Origin of the sequence: Litoribacter populi (genome assembly GCF_007483685.1) — a bacterium.
Taxonomy (GTDB): domain Bacteria; phylum Bacteroidota; class Bacteroidia; order Cytophagales; family Cyclobacteriaceae; genus Litoribacter; species Litoribacter populi.
Genome location: NZ_VMKN01000001.1, coordinates 347258 through 368247, shown reverse-complemented (window position 1 = coordinate 368247; position 20990 = coordinate 347258). Strand labels below are relative to the sequence as shown.

At 44.8% G+C, this 20990-nt stretch carries 7 protein-coding genes; 3 read left to right on the top strand and 4 right to left on the bottom strand.

Annotated features, from left to right (window positions below):
• Window positions 1-85: 85 nt before the first annotated feature.
• Window positions 86-14290, bottom strand: coding sequence for a T9SS type B sorting domain-containing protein (locus FPL27_RS01590; RefSeq protein ID WP_185974262.1), 14205 nt, complete (start codon window positions 14288-14290; stop codon window positions 86-88).
• Window positions 14291-14740: 450 nt separating this feature from the next.
• A complete protein-coding gene (lysA, locus tag FPL27_RS01585) occupies window positions 14741-15973 on the bottom strand; it encodes a diaminopimelate decarboxylase (RefSeq protein WP_143959419.1) in 1233 nt (410 codons plus the stop codon).
• Window positions 15974-16141: 168 nt separating this feature from the next.
• Here lysA and FPL27_RS01580 point away from each other — a divergent pair, with 168 nt between their 5' ends.
• The 3 genes from FPL27_RS01580 to FPL27_RS01570 are packed head-to-tail and all read left to right on the top strand — an operon-like array spanning window position 16142 to window position 18757.
• Window positions 16142-17863, top strand: a complete 1722-nt coding sequence (locus FPL27_RS01580) for a sensor histidine kinase (protein ID WP_143959418.1) — start codon at window positions 16142-16144, stop codon at window positions 17861-17863.
• Window positions 17860-18558, top strand: coding sequence for a response regulator transcription factor (locus FPL27_RS01575; protein ID WP_143959417.1), 699 nt, complete (start codon window positions 17860-17862; stop codon window positions 18556-18558). The genes FPL27_RS01580 and FPL27_RS01575 overlap by 4 nt, the downstream gene beginning before the upstream one ends.
• 1 nt (window position 18559) lies before the next feature.
• Window positions 18560-18757 carry a YwbE family protein gene (locus FPL27_RS01570; protein ID WP_143959416.1) on the top strand — a complete coding sequence of 66 codons (198 nt, stop codon included), beginning with the start codon at window positions 18560-18562 and terminating at the stop codon, window positions 18755-18757.
• Between the two features lies 1 nt (window position 18758).
• Here FPL27_RS01570 and FPL27_RS01565 read toward each other — a convergent pair whose 3' ends face one another.
• Window positions 18759-19898: a BamA/TamA family outer membrane protein gene (locus FPL27_RS01565; protein ID WP_143959415.1), complete on the bottom strand. Its 1140-nt coding sequence runs from the start codon at window positions 19896-19898 to the stop codon at window positions 18759-18761.
• 87 nt (window positions 19899-19985) lie between these two features.
• Complete coding sequence (locus FPL27_RS01560; RefSeq protein ID WP_143959414.1) at window positions 19986-20921, bottom strand: LysR substrate-binding domain-containing protein; 936 nt, start codon at window positions 20919-20921, stop codon at window positions 19986-19988.
• Between the last annotated feature and the right edge of the window lie 69 nt (window positions 20922-20990).

The window sequence follows — 20990 nt, the reverse complement described above, 5'->3', positions numbered from 1 at the left end:
TTTGCTCTGCTAGAAATAAATTTGACTTAAAACGAAAAAGAGCCTAAATAGGCTCTTTTTACATGGTTGGTGGTTGTGAAAATTATCAATTGATCAGCAGGAATACACCTGATTGGGATTTGCGGTCACCCTCTTTGGTGGTGAAATAGATTTTGTACACATAGTTACCGTTAGGGCTCATGCGGTCTCTTACCGTACCGTCCCATCCTGGATCTTCCATACTGTAAGCAGAATAAATCAAGTCTCCCCACTTATTGAAGATATGGAATTCGATATCCTCGACGCCACGATACATTGGCTTAAAGGTATCATTCAGCCCGTCACCATTTGGCGTGAAGGCATTCGGCACCAGCACCCTGTAGGATGCCAACACCTGGATTTCCATTTCGTGAATAGAAGTACATCCAAATTGATCTACCACAGATAACTTCACGGTGTAGAAACCAGTTTGGGCATAACTGTGCTTCGGTTCCTGTTCATTGCTGGTGATGCCATCTCCAAATTCCCATTCCCACGAAACGATATCTCCTAAGGACAGGTCATTGAACTGTATATGGTCGCCCAGCAACACCTCGCCGTTGGTTGTCTGCGTTTCTATAACCGTATAACTGAAGTCTGCAGTGGCAAAAGATGGAGGGAATTCAATTACCGTTTCCACATATTCCATACAGCCGTTTTCATCAAGTATGGTTACCGAGAATTTGCCGTCCTGGGTGAATGAAATTTCATCCACATTTTGCTCTCCATTGCTCCAGTTGATTTGGTATTCTCCAGTACCGCCTGTAACAGTAAGATAGGCTTTCCCAACCACTGTTCTTTCCTCACAGTCTACCTCAAGAGAGGTAGTGAGGTAGGCATCAATTTCTTCAGGTTCTTCGATGGTAATTGTTTTTTCAACATAGCAGCCATTTTCATCTTCTACCCTCACCTCATAGACACCAGCAGGAAGACCAGACCTAGAGTAGCTTTTTTCATCTTCATCATCCGACCAGAAGATTTCCCTGGTTCCCCAGCCACCTTTAGCGTCTATATGGATAAATCCTTCTAGGCTGCCATTACATTCCAGCATCTCAGAATATTGCTCCGTCATTTCCAACAATGGAGGTTCAATGATTTCGATCACCTCCGTAATGGAGCAAGCCCCACTGGAAACTGTCACGGAATAAATGCCAGGACCCAGGTTTTTCCTTTCGGGCAGGGTAGTGGTAAAGATTTCCTCCTCGCCTTCTTTCTGCCACTCATACACATAGCTTCCAATTCCTCCGGTCACCGGAAGGAATATTCTGCCATCATTGGCGAAATGACAGGAGATGTGCTGAGTAACTCTATTTTCAGAAATCTTCAGCGGCTGTGGCGCCTCAATAGTAAAGGTCCTGTTTACAGAGCATTCTAGGGCGTCCTCAATTTTTACTGCATACCCCCTTGGAGAAAGTTGGTCGATGGTAAAAACATCCTCTGTAAACCTCATTTTTCTGATGACATTGTCATTGACAATCAAATCTACAGTGAAAGGAGCCTGATAACCGGTCATTTCATATGTGACTGTACCGTCATTTACACCTTCACAACTAACATTCTGCAAGGCAGCTTGGCGGACTATCTTTTGATCCATAGGGACGATGTAATAGTTTTCCTCAACCCAGCAGCCTGTCTCCTTGTCAATGGCTCTTACAATGTAAGTTCCAGGATTCAAGTTGGTAGCCTTGTTGCCAATCAAGGTCGAACTATGGCTCCACTTGAATTCAAAGTCTCCACTGCCGCCCTCCACCTGAGCTTCGATCTCTGCCTGGTCTCCATTGAAGCATACAGACATTTTGCCTTCCAAAGTAAGCGTCATCGGTTCCTTTGGCTCAGGCATCACCACTTCCTTTTCTATCCAACATCCATTGTTATCAGTGATCACCACTTTATAGGTACCCGGCGCAAGATCTACTACTTTGGCTGTGGTGCTTTGGGCCGCATCATTCCATTGGAAAGTATATGGCCCCACCCCACCATCAGGCTCCACCTCGGCATAGATCTCCTTGGAATCGCCGCAGATATCTACCTTCACGGTGATTTCTGCCTCTAAGCGTCTTGCTGGCTGCTCAATTGTGATGATTTCAAACTTCTGACAGTTTCCATCAAAAATGGTCACCATATAATCCCCAGCGGCAAGATTTTCCAATTTGTACCCTTGTCCAAATGGACCCCAGTTAGGAACAAAATTCCCACTTCCTCCGGTCACCTCGATCTCTATCATGCCAGTTTTTTCACCATGACAAAGCACATCCCTTTTTTCGATTACCTTGATGACAATCTCCTCAGGGTTTTCTATCGTATACTTTTCTGTAATTGAGCAATTGTTTTGATCCGTCACCGTGGCCTCGTAAGTGCCAGGGGAAAGTTCTTTTCTCTCAAACTTGCCCTGATCTTCATCATTATCGGAAAGGTCGGCCCACTTGACAGTCTTGGTACCAAAACCGCCGGAAGCAATCAGCCTGATCGACCCGTCAGTTTTTCCATAACAGCTCGCATCAAATACAATCGGTTCAACACTTAACTCGGTATCGGGCTGGGTGATCGTAAATGTCTTGTTGATCGTACAGCCATTCCCATCGTTAACATACACTTTGTAGCGACCTGCTTTTTGTTCGGCAAGGTTACGAGAGGTAGCCACCTCCGTCTCAGAGAGGTCCGGATTTACCCTTACCCACTTAAAGTCATAACCCCCAGTACCCCCTTGGATGTCCACCAAATTGACACCACCTGTTTGATCGCCATGGCATAACACATGTTGTATCTGGTCGCTTTCGATGGTAATCTGGGTGGCTCCTTGGACAAAAATTTCTCCTTTAATATTACATTGAGATTCATTATTTGTATCATAGAGCGTAAAGGTATAGCGGTTTGGAACAAGCCCCTTACGTATAAAGTCATTGCCAGCAGGATCATCCCACACGATGGAATAGTTGCCCACCCCACCACTAGGAATGATTTCAATCCTGCCATCCTGAACATTGAAACAGCTTTGGTCTCGAACCGAGGAGGTGAAGCCCAAGGCCTCAGGCTCTTTAATTTCCACTTGTTGTTCTACACGGCACAACATGGCATCTTCCAAAATCACCTTGTAGGTGCCGGCCTTTAAGCCCCCCCTTGTCAAACCACTGCCTACTTCAACTTCCTGATTGTCAATTACCACAAACCATTTATAAGACCCTATACCTCCAGCCCGGTTGCTGATGGAGATCGTACCGTTTGACCCATCATGACAGCTGACATCGGTAGCAGATGCTTCAAATCTGAGGTTGGCATCAAATACGGTCAGTTCCTCAATTATAAAACATTCTTTGGCATCCAAGATTTTGATTTCATACTCCCCAGCAGGAATCCCTTCAACTCTGGCATCCGTAAATAGTACCTCCAAGCTTCCCTTTAGCCTCCACTCATATAGGTATCCACCATTGCCACCGATAGGAGTCACCTCCGCCACCATACTGGATTGCTCACCGCAAGCCTCAAGGTTTGCCACCACTTGGGCGGTTAGGTCCAATTCCGGTTCTTCAATTGTAATCGTTTCGGAAAATTCACATTTGCCGTCAGAAACGGTATAGGTATAGGTTCCGGCGGCTAGGCCAGTTCTCCTCAAGGACTTGTTGCCGCTGTTTTCCCAAATCACTGAGTAATCGCCGCTTCCACCTTCAACCTTGAGCTCAATTTCCCCATTGGTCATTCCTTTACAGGTCACATCCTTAATTTCGGGGGTAACTGTTAGCTCAGTAGGTTCAGTTATGGTCACCTGTCCCATCGTGGTACAAAGATTTGCATCCGTCACCGTATACTTATATGTACCCGGCTCTAAGCCGGTTCGGGTGGCCCCTTTCACATCGGTATCTTCCCAGCTAACTTCTCTGATCCCTGTTCCGCCAGATGGAGACACCGTGATCCATCCATCTCCCGCCATAAAGCATGAGATATTTTCAAATGTATGGCTGGCCGCCAATTTCGCTGCAGGCTGGGTGACCTGGAAAGTCCTATCAATAGAACATCCACTTAAATCCGTAACCACAACCAGATAGCTGCCTGCCTCTACATTGGCAAGATTTCTATCCGTGCTGATTACATTTTCTCTTTGGGTGTCGGAAGCCAAATACCAGTTATAGCTGTAATCACCTCTGCCACCGGATACGCTGATGTTTACACCACCCGTTTCATCACCATGGCACAAAACCGGAACCAGCTCCTCTTGGGTAAACCTCATCTGGGTTGCCGCCTGAATGGTCACCTCTCCGTCGTAGAAACACTGGTTTTCATCGGTGATTCTGAAAGTGTGGGTTCTTGGGCTCAGGCTTTCCCGGAGGAAATCTCTATTTCCATTATCCCAGACAATACTCAATTCACCAACGCCTCCAAAAGCTCTAATCTCCACCACACCATCACCAGCGCTAAAGCAGGTTTCATGCTGCAAGGTTTCGAATTCAAAACCGATCTGCTCCGGCTGGTCAATTACCACTTCAATTTCTTCCCTGCATTCATTAGCATCTTCTACTACCACTTTGTAGGTACCGGCTACCAGGCCTGATCTTCTAAATGAACCTTCATCCAATTGTACTCCTGCTACAAAAAACTTGTAAGGCGACACTCCACCCTTGATGTCACTTAAAGTAATGGATCCGGTGTTGCCTCCGTGGCAAAGAACAACTGTTGGGGTGGCGGTAAAGGTGATGTTGGCATCATAAACATCAAAAGTCTTGGTGATTTCGCAGCCTTTTACATCTTCAACAGTAACAGAATAACTGCCCGGCTGTACGCCTTCCTGTCGGCTACCCGTCCAGGATGGCTCAGACCAAGTGTAGGTATAATTGCCGTTTCCACCTTGGGCAGTGACTTCCACCACCATGGATGATTGCTCTCCGCATGTTTCCAGCCTCACCACAACTTCCGCAGAAAGCTCAAACTCGGGTTCCGCAATTTCTACCGTGTTAGAAACTTCACATTTGCCATCAGAAACGGTATAGGTATAGCTACCTGCTCTGAGGCCAGCTCTATTTAATGAGCTGTTGCCGCTGTTTTCCCAGATTACCGAGTAGCTGCCGCTGCCGCCTGTGACGATGAGTTCAATTTCTCCGTTGCTGCCACCTTTACAGGATACAGCTGTAATTTCAGGATCAACCACGAGCAATTCAGGCTCAAGTATGGTTTCTTCGCCGTGGATTTCACAGTTGTTTTTGTCTCTGACGGTATACTTATAAGTACCGGGAGAAAGGCCACTTCTGGTTTCCCCTTCGAAATCGGTATCCTCCCAAGTGACGGTTTTGTCACCCGTACCGCCGTTGGCAATAACCCTGATTTGTCCATCATCTGCTCTGAAACAGCTGATGTGTGTAACATCTGCTCGCGCAGAAAGTGCTATAGTAGGCTGGGTGATTTGATACACCCTGGAGATTATGGTACAGCCGTTTGCATCAGAAACATGCAACCTGTAATTGCCGGCCACTACGCCGGTGAGGTTTTGCTCCTCGCTGATGACGGTCTCCATGTCGGAGGTTCTATACCACTTAAAAGTATAACCACCTGCTCCGCCCTCAACGGAAATTTCCACTTCTCCGGTAGGGTCGCCAAAGCACAAAACAGGCGATACGATTTCCTGCGTGAGAGAAATTTGGGTAGCCTCCTCAATAAACACTTCACCGTCCAATCGGCAATTTTGGTCAGTAATAACAAATGTGTGCCTACCCGGAGCCAGGTTATTTCTTGTGAAAGAGGTGGAATTATTATCCCAACGGATATTAAGATCTCCGGTGCCACCTTGCGGAACAATTGTTACCGAACCATTCTTGGCCAGATAACAGGTTTCGTGCTGGAGGTTTTCAAAAGCAAAACCAAGCTGATCAGGCTGTCCCACTTCCACTTCATTTTCCACCACAAAACAATTCATAGAGTCTCTCACCGTAACGGTATAAACGCCGGCAGACAATCCTGATCGGGTGAAGCCGGTAGTCACTTCTACCCCATTGACTTCCCAGGTATAATCACCTGTGCCGCCTCTGATGTCGGAAATGGTGATGGCGCCTGTGGCATCTCCAAAGCAGAGTGCTGGAGCAGGAGTAGCCGTAAATTCCAGATTGGCATCAAATACGGTAACGGTTTTGACAATATCACAATCTTTGGCATCGATTACGGTAACCTCATAATCTCCAGGAGCCAATCCAAGGGCTCTTTGGTTTCTGTCAATCACCGTTTCGGTACCGGCAAATCTCCACTCATATCTATAGTCACCATTGCCGCCGGAAGGAATAACCTCTGCAATCATGGTATTTTGGTCACCACAGGTTTCAAGCTCCAAGTTTACTTCAGCAGCCAAATGCGCTGCAGGTTCCTTAATTTCTACCGCATGCTGCACCAAGCAATAATTTCTGCTGTCGGTCACATTGACGATATAGGTCCCAGCTTTTAGTCCCGTTTGTTCTAAACTTCTGCTCCCGTTATGAAGCCAAGTGATGATCGGCGCCCCTGCACCTCCCTCAACGGAGATTTTCACAGAGCCATCTTCCCCACCTTTACAGGAAACATCCTCTTGCGCCACAGTTGTGACGATAAGTTTGGCGGGTTCCTCTACTGTAAAGGTTTCGGTCACCTGGCAATTATTCGCGTCCGTCACAGTAACTGTATAATCTCCAGCTGGCAGTTCCTCCCTGTTTCTAACATGAGACTCATCCGTGGTGGGTAGATCATGCCATCTTACGTGACGGAATCCCGTACCACCTTCCAAGAGCAATCTGATTTCGCCATTTGTATCCCCATGGCACTGGACATCAGACACAAGGGCATCCACTGATAAGGCTTGGGAAGGTTGGGTGAGGGTAAAAGTCCTGCCAATTGTACATTCATTTTCATCCGTGATCGTAACCCTATAATCCCCAGCAGACACATTGGTCAAACTCTTTTCCGAAGAAATCGCTTGGCCTGTAGCTAAATTTTTCCATTCATAAGAATACGTCCCCGTCCCGCCGGTGATGTCCAATTCGATTTTTCCGGTACTTTCTCCAAAACACAAGATGTTTGAAATCTGGGAATCCACCTGGATCGGTTCAGCCCTTTCAATTCTTACTGAACCTACTACTCTACATCCATTGATATCCGTGACTTCATACTGATACATACCAGGGTATAGGTTAGTCCTTAGAGGACCCACCCCTCCATCAGACCATCTTGCCACAGCTCCGCCTGCACCACCAGCAATGGTCAAAGCGGCCGTTCCGTCATTGGCATTGTAACAGGTTTCAGGAGTTCCTGTAGCGCTTACAGTCAGCAAAGGCGGCTCCTTAATCTCAACTTCGATAATATCAGAACTACACACTCCGGTACCGTCCATTAGCCAAACTTGATAAGTCTGCTTTGCCCTTAAGTTATTGGTAGAAAGGCCTGTTCTGGAAATTCCGTCAATAACCAGTCGGTAATTTCCCCTTCCTCCTTGAGGATTTTTGATGGTGATGCTTCCAGTATTTCCTCCGAAGCAAAGTACATCCTCCACATCTACCTCAAAAGTGATTTCCTCAGGTGCCGTGATTTCATATTTTTCAAAAATCTCACAGCCTCTATCATCATAGATTCTTACTTCATACTCGCCTTCGGCAAGATTGCCTACCCTATTGGTATTGCCGATCATGTCGCCAGACTCCAGGTTAGTCCATTGGTATCGGATCACACCTGTCCCACCGGTAACAGTTATATCAATTTGTCCGTCTCCTCCTTCAAAGCAGGTCGTTTGGGTGACATTTGCTTGGGAAATCTGTATAGGCTCAGGCTGGGTGATGGTGATCTCATCATTCCAATCACAACCCTTTTGATCCACCACCCGAAGTTGGTAATTTCCGGCAGGCACCTCATCAAATATGATTTGATTACCCTCTAGGGTAATTTCTCTATCATTTAAATATGCCGTGTAGATGCCGTTTCCACCTTGGATGTTAAACACCACATTGGTGGTTCCCTCAAAGCATCTTACATCTTCCTGATATTGCAGGTTGACAGAAATTCCCGCCAAGGGCTGGTTTACCCTGATAGTTTTTGTTTCACTGATACAGTTACCTCTGGTAAAATAGGACGTGTAGTCACCGAATTTAAGATCCCTGATTTCAAAAACTCCACCCACGGCTGCAACTTCTCTATTGTTGACAAACAGACGGTAATCCCCTGCAAGTCCACCCTCCGGTGTAAAGCGGATGCTACCATCTTCCCCACGGAAACAGGTTACATCGGTGACATCAAAGTCAAAATCAAGTAAATCCGGTTGCGGAACATGGATTTCATCTTCAAACTCACAGCCTTTATCGTCTGTAAGTACATATTTATAATATCCCGCATAGGCGTTGGAAAGGGTACGCCCAGTTTCTGAAAGTTGGGTGAATGTGACATTGTCCTGGGAATATTCCCAAGCAACTGAAAAAGGAAGTGTACCGCCCTGCACAGAAAGCTGGATTTCAGTAGTCCCTCCATAGCAAAGGATGTCCTGAAATCTGTGCGTGACCTTAAGCTCGTCAGGCTGGGTAAGCGTGCGTGGGAAAAGTACCAATGCACACCCGTTAGCATCCACAACGTCAAAGTTATATTGTTTTTCAGCCTCCAAGCCTTCAAAAACCTTCATCTCGTTTTCGGTCAGGGTATAATCCTGTCCTTCCAAAGAAACTGTGTAAGGTGCTGTCCCACCAGTTAGCTGCAGGCTAATGGTTCCATTTCCAGATTCAAAGCAGCTTAAATTTGTCTGACTATAATGGCTATAAGAAAAGGCCTGCTCCGGTCCATCAATTACCACCGTTTGCACCGGGCTGATACAACCGTCTGCATTCATGACATACACTTGGTACTCACCTTTGCCCAGCCCGTTGATGACCGAATTGGTGTAGGCTCGGTTATTTACATAATAAATGTATTCTCCGTCATTACTGCCTTCAGCATTGATTTCAATTTGCCCGTTGAAGCCGTTGTAGCAGGTTTCTTCCTCAGCGGTAAATGTGAATTCAAGCTCCTGGCCCTCAGCAATAACAATTGGGGATTCTGATGCTACCAGACAACCGTTTCTGTCCGTGATTTCATAGACATACGTGCCAGCACCTACATTATTATATACGCTTCGGTTGCCATTGATCAGGTGGGAGAATTCCCCAAACTTATCCCCATTTTCATTGAGGGAGAAATATTTCACATCAAATGGCGCAATACCCCCACTTAGATTGACCTCGATGAAGGTGGTGCCGCCCAAACATAGGATTAAACCAAAATTCTCCTGAGCGATAAATGGATCAGGCGTGTTGATGGTGAAAGTCTGGGTGTCAAGGCAGTTTTCCTGCTGGTCAGTCACCTCAATATGGTAATCCCCAACCTCAAGCCCATCAAAAACAACAGGGTTTCCTTCGTTGATGCCTTCAATTTCCTCGCTGAAAGTATTGTCACCGACTTTGGTCAAGACAGCATGGTAAGTTTCCCTGCCCCCAAAGATTTCAAAAGTTGCCTTACCGTCACCAGCCTCATAACAGGTGATGTCGGTTTTGACAAACGAGGTGATCTCAAGCTCCCTTTCTGGCTCTTCAATGTCGATGACAAAATCTTCAGAGGAACAGCCCAAGGCATCCACAATGTTGACAATATAGCGTCCGGGTGTTTTAGGGCCGAAGATCAGCTTGTTTCCTTCTACCATAGGAGTTTCGGAAGAACCATTCACGAAAACCTGATAACTTCTTCCATGTTCAACAAGTAGATTCACAAAGATAAACCTTCCATCCGCTGCGCCGAGACAAGTGACATCATCTACCAAAACTTCATCCACTGTCGGACGCTGTATACTTTCAATGTGGAAAGAACCGGTGAGAGGATCACAATTTACGTCCTCCACTACAAAGGAATAATCCCCGCTTGGCAAATCGGTGAAAATATAATCCGTCCTGTTATTGACATCTTCAATAGTCTGGAAAGTATTATCCGGATAGGTCAGGATGATTCTTTTATCCTCATTGCCTCCATCTACGGAGATGACGAAAGTCCCATTTTCATCCCAACAAACCGGCTGAGTTTCCTCGGCTTTGACTAACTCAAAATCTATAGGCTCTATAATGACAATATCCTCACTATCCTCAAAGCAATCATCATCCTCATTATAAAAAACTCTTAATTTATAGAAACCCTCTGTGAGGTTGGGCAATCTCTGCTCACCTTCATTAGTGTCAATGAAATCATACCCCGGCACAACTTCCCAATTGGATCCTCCGGCAGATTTCAGCCAGCTGTATTGAGTAGCGCCACGGATTTCATACAGGATTTCCCCGTCATTTCTTCCCCAGCAGCTGATGTCCTGAACCTTTTCGGCATGGACAAATGCGGGGGCATTGTCAGTCAAGGTGATAGTTTTCTCGTCTTTACAGCCTTTGGAGTCCACTACACGGAATTCATGATCCCCAGCGTTCAAGGATGAAATCACGGCATTAGTGGCTCTTACCCAATCTGTTCCGTTGAAATATTCAAACCTATATGTTGGTATACCTCCTTTTGCAAAAAGCGCAATGCTTTCCGGCCCGCAGGAATTGGCCTCCATATCGATCACCAATTCCAGTGCCTCCGATGGTCCTCTAACCTGGAAGATTCTTACCAATTCGCAGAAGCCGTTGTTTGAATATCTCAGTTCATAAAATCCGGGGGTAAGGTTTTCAATTTTATTGATCCCCTCACCTTCAGCTACCACTGCTTCGGTGGTTAAGTTAGTCCATTTGGTATTTCTCTGCCCTTCGATACCTCCAAGTAGGTTGACTTCAATATGGGAGGGTGAGCCGAAACATTGCGGATCCAGGATTGCAGCCACCGTGATGCCCAGCTGAGCTGGTTCCACCAAGGTGATCTCCTCTGAAGTGACTTCACAACCATACCCATCCCTTACCGTGACGGTATAGGTACCACCGCCAAGGTTTACAGGATCCTGACGGCTGGAACCATGGCTCCAGGAGTAATTGTAAGGGCCGCCGCTTCCCCCCTGCACATCAATTTTGATGCTTCCATCATTTACCCCAAAACAGGTCGGGTTGGTTTCCTCCACCACTGTGATGGTCAAAGGATCAGGGTTGATCAATTCGATTTCCAAATCGTCTACACAGCCATTCTGATCAACTACTTCCGCCATATATTTTCCAGGCGCTAATCCGGCTAGCGTTGAGGTCGTCCCCGGTACTTGCTCATATGTGCTGCCGTTGAATTTATACCAAGAAATTGTTTTTACCCCTGTACCGCCGTTTAGGTTTACCTCTATTCGACCATTAGTGCCGTTGTGGCAACTTGGATTTACGGCATTGATCAGGTTGATTTCTACTGGGCCGGCCGGTTCTCTCACCACCAGGTTGCTCATGGAGAATTGGCAAGACTTGGAATCAAGGATGGTTACCGAGTAAGTTCCCGGCTTTAGCCCGGAAATATTAGGCTCCACACTGCTAAAGCCGTCTGGCCCCTCCCATGTGATAAAATAGTCCTCACCGGGCGTCAAGGTACCCCCGGAGATATCCAGGTTAATGGCTCCATCCTGCTCACCAAAGCATAAAATATGTTCAATAGTAGGCACAGCTAAAAGCTCCGGGGTTCCCTCTATGGTATATTCCCTTGTAACCTCGCAATTAGGGTTATTCAGGTCCCTCACCCTTACCACATACTCACCGGGGCCCAGACCGTCGATTTCCTGTTCGGTCCCGATGGTGCTATTGCTCCCCCTTCTTGTCCAGCGGATATCGAGATCACCTGAGCCTCCGCTTATGTCCAAATGGATAAAACCATCCCGGCCGTTGAAACAGCTTTCAGGCTGAAGTTCCAGCTTTTCGATGATGATTTCATCAGGTTGCTCGATTTCGAAAATGATGGGTGTCAACTGGCAATTGTTGGCATCACGGATCTGGATCACGTTTCCCTCCCCTGCCGGAAGATTGGGAATGGAAAGCAAAACATTGGGGGTGGTCACTTCAGTACCGCCATTGAAGCTATAGGTATAAGGGGCTACCCCCCCAGAAATCACGATAGCCGCACTTCCGTCTCTGGACCCAAAACAGCTTGCATCGGTAAATGTCTTATCCACCAACTTGAATTCGCCTGGTTGATTGATGGTATAAACTTCATAAAGGGAACAGCCTTTAGCATCAGTTACATAAAGTCTATAAGATCCTGCACCGATACCAAAAATATCCGGTTGCTCCTCACCCTCAATTTTGACGAAGTTGCCTCCTATATTTTTTCTCCACTCGTATTGATAACCACCGTTTCCTCCCACAGCTCTAACCCCCGTGATGGAACCCGTCTCTTCTCCATAACAAAGCACATGTTCCCTTCTAAGCTCACTGTTATCTATTCGAAGCTCCAAGATATCAGGAACTGTGGCCCATTCGATAATCTCACAACCATTCCCATAACTGATTATTACTTCATACGTACCAGGGGACAGATTATTGAAGGCGATATTATTACCCGCCTTGGTTTCGCCGTTAACAGTCGTCAGATAATTGTGCTCATCATTATCAATTCTAACATGGATTTCTCCATTGTCCTGCGCATAACAGATGGGGGCGATGGGATTAACTTCCACACCTGGAACTTCAGCAATCGGAACATTGAAGGGGAACTCCTGAGTACAACCTTTATCATCAGTGATTAAAACAAAATTCTCCCCAGGGGGGAGGTTTGTAGCGGTCTGACCTTCCTGACCATTACTCCACAAATAAGTATAGGGACCGCCCCACCCCCCTGAAGCGGTTACAGTCGCATTTCCGTCAGCAGTACCGACGCATGTAGCTGGGTCCGTATTAAAAGTCGCCTGTATCAGACCCGGAGGGCCAACCACTTCCACAGAAAACACCTCTTCACAACCTTCTTTGTCTCTCACCGTTACTTCGTAAGTTCCAGCACGAAGATTTTTTGCCGTTGGAGTTTCCTGTTGGGCAGGATCGTTCCACTTGTAGGTAAAGCCTCCCCAGCCGCCTTCAGCAATTACCGTAGCCGTACCATCAGTACCATCAAAACATGACACTGGGGTACTTGAAATTTCCCCAACTGAAATAGGTGCCTCAGGGGCCATTACTTCTACTTCGAAATGAAGCCAGCAATCTGTAACCTGATTTCCTCCCTGCACAATTCTGAACTTATGTATTCCAGATGGCATATTTTCATATTCCCAGTAAGGATTGTTACCCAATCCAAGAGAACGATTTGGATCATGTATTTCTGTTCCACCTGGAGGTGTCCGGTATATTCGAAGATTTTGAGGAGGGCCAAGTTGGCCATCCATGTGTCTATTTATCCTGTGAAAATCTAAAATAATATTCCCATCATTTCCACCAAAACATGTTACTGGACTCGTTCGCACTCCAACTTCTATCCTTCTCCAGTCAGGAATTTCAATACTTATCTTCTCTGGGCAGTCTTCTCTTCGGTATTCATCAATCACATGGAGCTCGTAAAGCCCAGACACCAAACTGCCGACCTGCACATGGTTCCCTTCTACATTCACCCAAGAAGAAGCTGGATGATCTGCTCCATCTATTCTACTCGTAATCCTAAAAAGTCTGTATTGAATATTGTCCCCTCCATTTTCGACAAAGTAGCTGAACGCTCCATTAGCATCACAATCCTCTGGATGTATGTTATCCAAAGCCAGCTCGAATGTTTCTATCTCCTCAAAAACCACCTCCAAAATCTCCCTACATCCTGAATTGTCGATGATTTCCAGAGTGTAGGCACCGGAAGGAATTTCATTAAGGTTAACATCCCTGCCCACTCCGCTTTCTGAAAATACTGGGCTGGAGGAATGCTCCCCATAAAGATTAAAGGCAAAGGGGGCGGCACCCCCGACAATATTTCCCACAATTTTGCCATAAGACTGCCCCTCACAGTAGTGGTCCTTTTCAAAATCCAAATCGTATTGGAAATTTCGGCTATCGACGAAATTAAAGGTCTGTGTCAGCTGCTGGATAGGGCTGCTATTGTCAAATACCGTTACTGTGTAGGTCCCGGATTGGGCCATGGATAAAATGGACATGGAACCATCCGCAATGATGTCAACTTGCACTTCCACACCATCTTTCTGCCAAACATACTGATAAGGCGGCAGTCCGCCCCTCACCCGGAGTTCAGCAGTTCTCGCACACTGTGTAAATGACATGTGGTCCACCTGCAAAGGAATATCATCAAATGAAGTTGAGCTGAAATGGCTGTACACCATTGTCCCCGATCCCACTAAAAGCAGAGTGGCAACTAAAAACTTGTAAAAAATACTACTGTAAAAGTTCTCCATACAGAAATTCATTCACAAAACCCCATTTTTCAGCAAAATACACTGGTTTTTAGATATGAAAATTGGTGTTTTACTTAATTTAATTTGGATTTCGTGTTTTCAAATATCATTATTTGCATTACACAAACTGTAATATGATATTTGGATTTAACTAATTTAACTTAGAAATAAAGTAAATAAGTTACATAACTTCCAAATAATGTTGCGAATATATTTTTTAGCGTGAGATACAGCTTTTAAATACAGAGGGTGTTAAAAGCAAAAAATTAGATACAAGAAACAAAAATAAAAACCCCGGAGAGTTGGCTCCGGGGCTTCATGAAATAGTTACAACTACCAGGGCTATTTGCAGTGGTCAACTTGTATTGTAAAAGTATAAATTTGCTTTATATCCTCAAAGCAAATTCTTGTTAAAATTTCTATAAAATCTATAAATATGAATAATTCATTTTAAAGCTCTATTGATACCTGATGCCTTAATATATCCTCAAATGTTTCCCTTTTTCGTATCAAATGTGCCTTACCGTTCAAAATCATGATCTCGGCAGGCCTTAGGCGGCTGTTATAATTGGAAGCCATGCTGAATCCATAGGCTCCCGCATTTTTGATGGCCAATACATCTCCTTCTTTCACTTCCTTAAGTTTCCGGTCTGCCGCGATGGTGTCTGTTTCACATATATAACCTACTATAGTATACACACGTTCAGGCCCTTCTAATCGGGAAATATTCTCAACCCCATGATATGCATCATACATCATCGGTCGAATCAGATGGTTTAATCCAGAGTCCACGCCAATAAAGGTAGAAGCTGGAGTTGCCTTGATTACGTTAGCTTTCACCAACAAAACACCACATTCGCTGACCAAGAATTTTCCAGGCTCAAACCATATTTCCAGTTCTCGGCCATATTCCTTACAGAAATCTTTAAACGCGGCAGATACTTTTTCCCCCACTTCCAAAATATCCGTAGCAATATCTCCTTCCTTATAGGCAACTTTGAAACCTCCACCAAAATCCAGAAAAGTCAGGTTTTTAAATTCACGGGCAGCATCAAATAGGATTTCTGCACCTTTCAAAAACACTTCGGCATCCAGAATATCCGAACCCGTGTGCACATGCAGGCCTGTTACATTCAACTTATGCGCCTCCACAATCTTGAGAATATGCTTCAATTGCAGGATACTGATACCAAATTTGCTATCAATATGTCCTACCGAGATTTTGGCATTACCACCCGCCAGAATATGGGGATTGAGACGGATACAGATAGGTACCTTACTACCATATTCGGTCCCAAAATGCTCCAACATCGGAATGTTATCTATATTAATCATCACGCCAAGATCAACAGCCTCTTGAATTTCTTCAAAAGACACACAATTTGGGGTGTACATGATTTCGTTAGGCTCAAAACCTACGTGTAGGCATAATTTTACTTCTTCAATAGAAACCGCATCCACACCTGTCCCTGACTTCTTCATCAATTTAAGCACATTGATGTTGGAAAGGGCCTTAGTGGCATATTTGATCTTCAAGTTGACGGTCGAAAAGGCCTGTTTGAGCAGGTTAACCTGGTCTATGATCTTCTGACCATCATAGACATATAAAGGCGTACCAAATTCCTCGGTCAGGTCCAAAAGGGATATCCCCTGAATTTCAAATTGCTGATTGTTGATTTCCATATTTCCTTATTTGCCGACAAAGATATAGATTGCCCCACAGGAATAAAAAATATCGTTTGTGATTTCTGCGGCCTGCTCAGTCTCCGGTCTTCCGTCTTCAACCCAAAACCTTGGTTAAATATTGTTAAGCAAATAGCCCCCAGAGGATTTATACCATAAATTTGTAATATGTCCAAAACCAAAATGAACATAGTGATCGTCCTTATGTCCATGGCCACTATTGGCCTGGTGGCATTCCAGTACTACTGGGTCAACGACGCACTGAAGATTAACCAGGAAAGGTTTGAGCAAAATGTCTATCAATCCCTTGCCTCCACAGTGGACAAACTGGAGAAAAACGAGGCTAAAGACATGTTTCTCAGCAATCTTATCCAGGACACAGCTATGCAGGAATCATTTTTCCAACGGATTGAGCCAATTGAATTTACGGTAAGAAGGCGGCAGGTCAGCCGAAAGCGTCCTTCGATGGTCGATAGCATTTTTACCACCACCATGCCCGAAATATCCTCATCCTTTGAAAAGTTGATTCAAACTTATGGCGGGGATCTTGAACTCATTGTGGATGTGGAGAGCTTTTTTACCTACATGCCACCATCTATTGCCAAACAACACCTCACTCCTGATGAACTGGAAATTTTGCTCAATGAGAAAGAAAGGGAGTACCAGTACCTGCAGGACCAATCAAGAAACAACCGTCGGAGAAGGGCCACCAGACCAGAAATCACTCAAAATGAGATCATAGAGGAATTTAGGCTTCCAAAAGATGCCGCAGATCGAATCGTTCAGGCCAACCTCAAAATTGAGGTCATGGAAAAAGTCTGGAACGAAATGATGGAAGGCCAGAAAAGAATTATGGACCGTATTGACCCTCAGGAGGTCAAGCACACTATTTCTTCCCAACTTGCCCAGCGCGGAATCAATCAAACCTTTAAACTTGCGGTGCTGGACGATTCCGACTCAATCATCGGGTTAAGTGATCCCAATCTTAAAGAGGAAATGCTGTATGGAGGAATCAAGGCTCGCCTTTTCCCAAGCGATATTGTCGGGAGAGACAATTATTTATTGATCCATTTCCCCGAAAAGCAAAAGTTTTTACTCAAGCAGGTGTGGATGCCATTGATGAGTTCTTTGGCTTTTTTGGTGATAATTATCGGCTGTTTCGTTTATGCTATCCGTGTGATTATCCGTCAAAAGAAGCTTTCAGAGACCAAAAATGACTTCATTAACAACATGACCCATGAGTTCAAAACCCCCATTGCCACAGTGAGCCTGGCCGTAGAGGCATTGCAGGATCCGGAATTGTTGAATGCCGAAAATTTCCGCAAGCGCTACCTGGGGATTATTCGGGAGGAAAACAAAAGATTAGGGGTACACGTAGAAAAGGTATTGCAAGCGGCAGCTTTGGACAAAAAGGATTTCAAACTCAAGTTTGAAAAAGTCAATCTTGCGGAAATTTTGGAGAAAGCCAAACAACATATCGGCTTACAGGTTGAAAATAGGGATGGAGTGATAAGGTCCCAAATTGACTTGAAAGATCCATATGTGCAGGGGGACCCTTTTCATTTGGCCAATATTATCAATAATCTTTTGGACAATGCAAACAAATACTCAAAAGAGAGCCCCGACATTACCCTTTTGGCTTATGAGGAAAACCAAAAAGTAGTGGTCAGGATTGAAGATAAAGGCATAGGTATGAACAAAGAGGCGCAAAGGAAGATTTTCGAAAAATTCTACCGCGTGCCCACCGGCAATGTCCATGATGTAAAAGGCTTCGGTCTTGGTCTGGCATATGTCAAAACTATGGTTGAGGCGCATAGAGGAGAGGTTTACGTAGAAAGCGAACCGGATAAAGGAAGTATTTTCACCATATATTTACCCAAAAAGAAATGAGCAAAGCAAAACTTTTAGTTGTAGAAGACGATCCCAACCTAGGGGACATTTTGCAGGAATATCTCACCATGAAAGGGTATGGCACTACCCTCTGCAAAGACGGTGAAGAAGGCTGGAATAAGTTTAAAAAAGACAAATTCAGCCTCTGTATACTTGATGTAATGATGCCCAAAAAGGACGGCTTCACTTTGGGAAAAGAAATCAAAAAAGTAGAGGAAAACATCCCAATTATATACCTAACTGCCAAAAACCTAAAGGATGATGTAATCGAAGGCTTGAAAGTAGGCGCTGACGATTACATTACTAAGCCTTTCAGCATGGAAGAACTTCTTTTGAGAATTTCAGCCATCTTAAAAAGGACCATGAGAGGTAGCGGAAATGCCGGTAGTCTGAAAAGCTACAAGTTCGGAGATTTCACGCTGCACTATGATCAGCAAATTCTCGAAAGCCCAAAAGGCAAAAATAAACTCACTAGTAAAGAAAACGAACTTCTGCGCTTACTTGCTGCTGAAGTCAACAACAACGTGAGCAGAAGCCATGCCTTAAAGCAGATCTGGGGTGACGATAGTTATTTCAATGCCCGTAGCATGGATGTGTACCTAAGTAAAATCCGAAAATTATTGAAGGAGGATCCGAAAGTTCAGATTATTACACTGCATGGGGAAGGGTTCAAGCTCGTAGTCGGAGAGGTATAAAATGAGCGGACAAAATCGAAAGGACATCGCCATTGGCCAATTGGTCAATGTGGTTCAAAAAGAGGATCAAAGATCCGGAGAACTTACGGAAGGGGTGGTCAATGCTATCTTGACCAAATCCCCCTTCCATCCCCATGGCATCAAAGTCCGGCTAGAAGACGGAACTGTGGGAAGAGTCAAGGAAATCCTAGAAGAATGATTTAAAACGCCTCGCCGATAAAAATATAAAACCCGGTTCCTTCCTGCGTGAAGGCTACATCCAACCGGGTGTATATATCTTTCTTTGGAAAAAGAAGAAACCTCAAGCCCCCACCAGCGGAGAAAACCACTTTTTTGAGGGAACTAATGTCAAATTCTGGAAAAACTGTACCAGCCCCAGCAAATACCGCTGCCCCAATTCTGTCCGTGAAACCTAGAGGCAAAGGCAAAAACCTATATTCCACCTGAGTGGCCAATTGGTTATTGTCGCGGAATCGACCATAATAGTATCCACGCATGATACTTTCTCCCCCTAGCAAGGCCAATTGATTGAAAGGAACCTGTCCAAAATTAAACTGTCCCAGCAGTTGCGCCGCCAAAACATTGTTTTTTCCCATTGGACGGTAAATCCTGGTGTCAGAAATAAGACTAGTGAAATCGAAAGTACTCCCCCAAGCCCCATCAAAACGCAGTAAGGCAAGTTCTGAAAAGAAGGCATCCCGCACATTCAACACATTGTGCCTTGAGTCATATACCAATCCCAAACCCAACCCTAAGTTGTTACTTCCCTCATAGCCGAGTGGCAATTCGTCAAATGAATCACCTGATCTAGGAACAAAGTTGACGGAAGAAGTCCGCTGAAAATCCAGTTCAGGTCCAATGAAAAGGTTTTTGCCAACCTTTCGTAATGCTCTTTCCTTGATGATTATCTGATTAGCATCCACCCGTGCGGTATAATCCTCAGGTGTATCCATCCCCACACCGTGATAAAAAAGCGGGAAACTCTGTACCCTAATTCTGCCGAGGAAAAGCCATTTATTCTGGTCGGTATACAATGCATGGTCAAACCAAATTCCGTATTGGTTTTCCAAGGTCACAAAAGTGAACCCATTGACCTCACTTAGCCGGTTAGTAGTGTCACGATTGGCATAATAGACGTAAAGCGAGCTAAACCCAATCTCCCAACTCGTCTCAGGAGCATAAGCAATTGTAGGATAGACCAAAAACTGGGGCCGTGTGATATCGCTAGTATCCATGAGGATACTGTTAATGTAACGCTTGAACAGGCTTTGGCCAAAACTGTTGGGAACTTGAGCAAAGAGGGTAAGTAGTACTACGAAAAATGTAAATCGAATTTTCATCAAAGAGAATTAGCGTGCTAATTTACAACTCTTCTTAAACAGCATAAGCATTCAAAAAGTTATTTTTTGAGGAATCAGGAAATTCCATTACTTAAATCTTACAACCTTGCCGTGTAACTTGCTCGTCATTGTCTCAGGAATAGCATTTGTAATTTCTTGAAAAAGCAACTCAACTAACTTTTTCTTAAGAAAGGAACGAGTCAACACAATACTTACTTCACGTACCGGCTGTTCCGCCCCATAAAAAGTCCGTAACCTAGATTTTTCTTCCTCATTGAGGTCGTGAGTTGCCAATTCTGGCAAAAGCGTCACACCTTGATACCTATTGACCATATTCTTCAGGCCTTCCAAGGAACCACTTTCATAATGAAAATTCATCCTGTGGAATTTCGCTTGGTCGCAAATATTCAAAACCTGGTCCCTAAAGCAGTGTCCCTGTTGTAGAACCCAAAGCTCCTCATCAAGTAACTCCTCAATTTCTACTTGTTTTTTACCCAATAATGCGTGTCCCTGGGAAAGGAAGGCATAGAAGTTTTCATAAAACATGGGCTTTTCCAAAATACCTTGCTCGCTGAGTGGTGTTACCACAATCCCCAAGTCCAGCTCGTCATTGCGTAATCTCTTGACCACCTCTTCCGTAACCATTTCTTCAACATCAAGTTGAACGTTGGGATATTTTTCAAGAAACCTCCGCACAAATAGGGGCAAAAGGTATGGAGCAAGTGTAGGAATTATCCCAAGTTTAATCACCCCGCTAATGTCGCCCTTCAGAGAGGCCACCATTTCATAGATCCCTTTACTTTCAGACACTACTTTTTTTGCTTGGGCAAGTATCTGGGCACCTACCTCTGTAGGTATCACGGGCATCTTGGAACGGTCAAAAATTATGATTTCTAATTCTTTCTCCAATTTGCTGATCTGGGCACTTAATGTAGGCTGGGTAACAAAACAGGCCTCGGCAGCATGACCAAAATGGCGATGCTTATCTACGGCAAGTATGTATTCTAGCTGCTGTATAGTCATTTTAAGGGTCAATTTTTTACGAGGCGTAAATATAAAAATGTTTTTTCCTTTTATTTAGATTTGATTTAA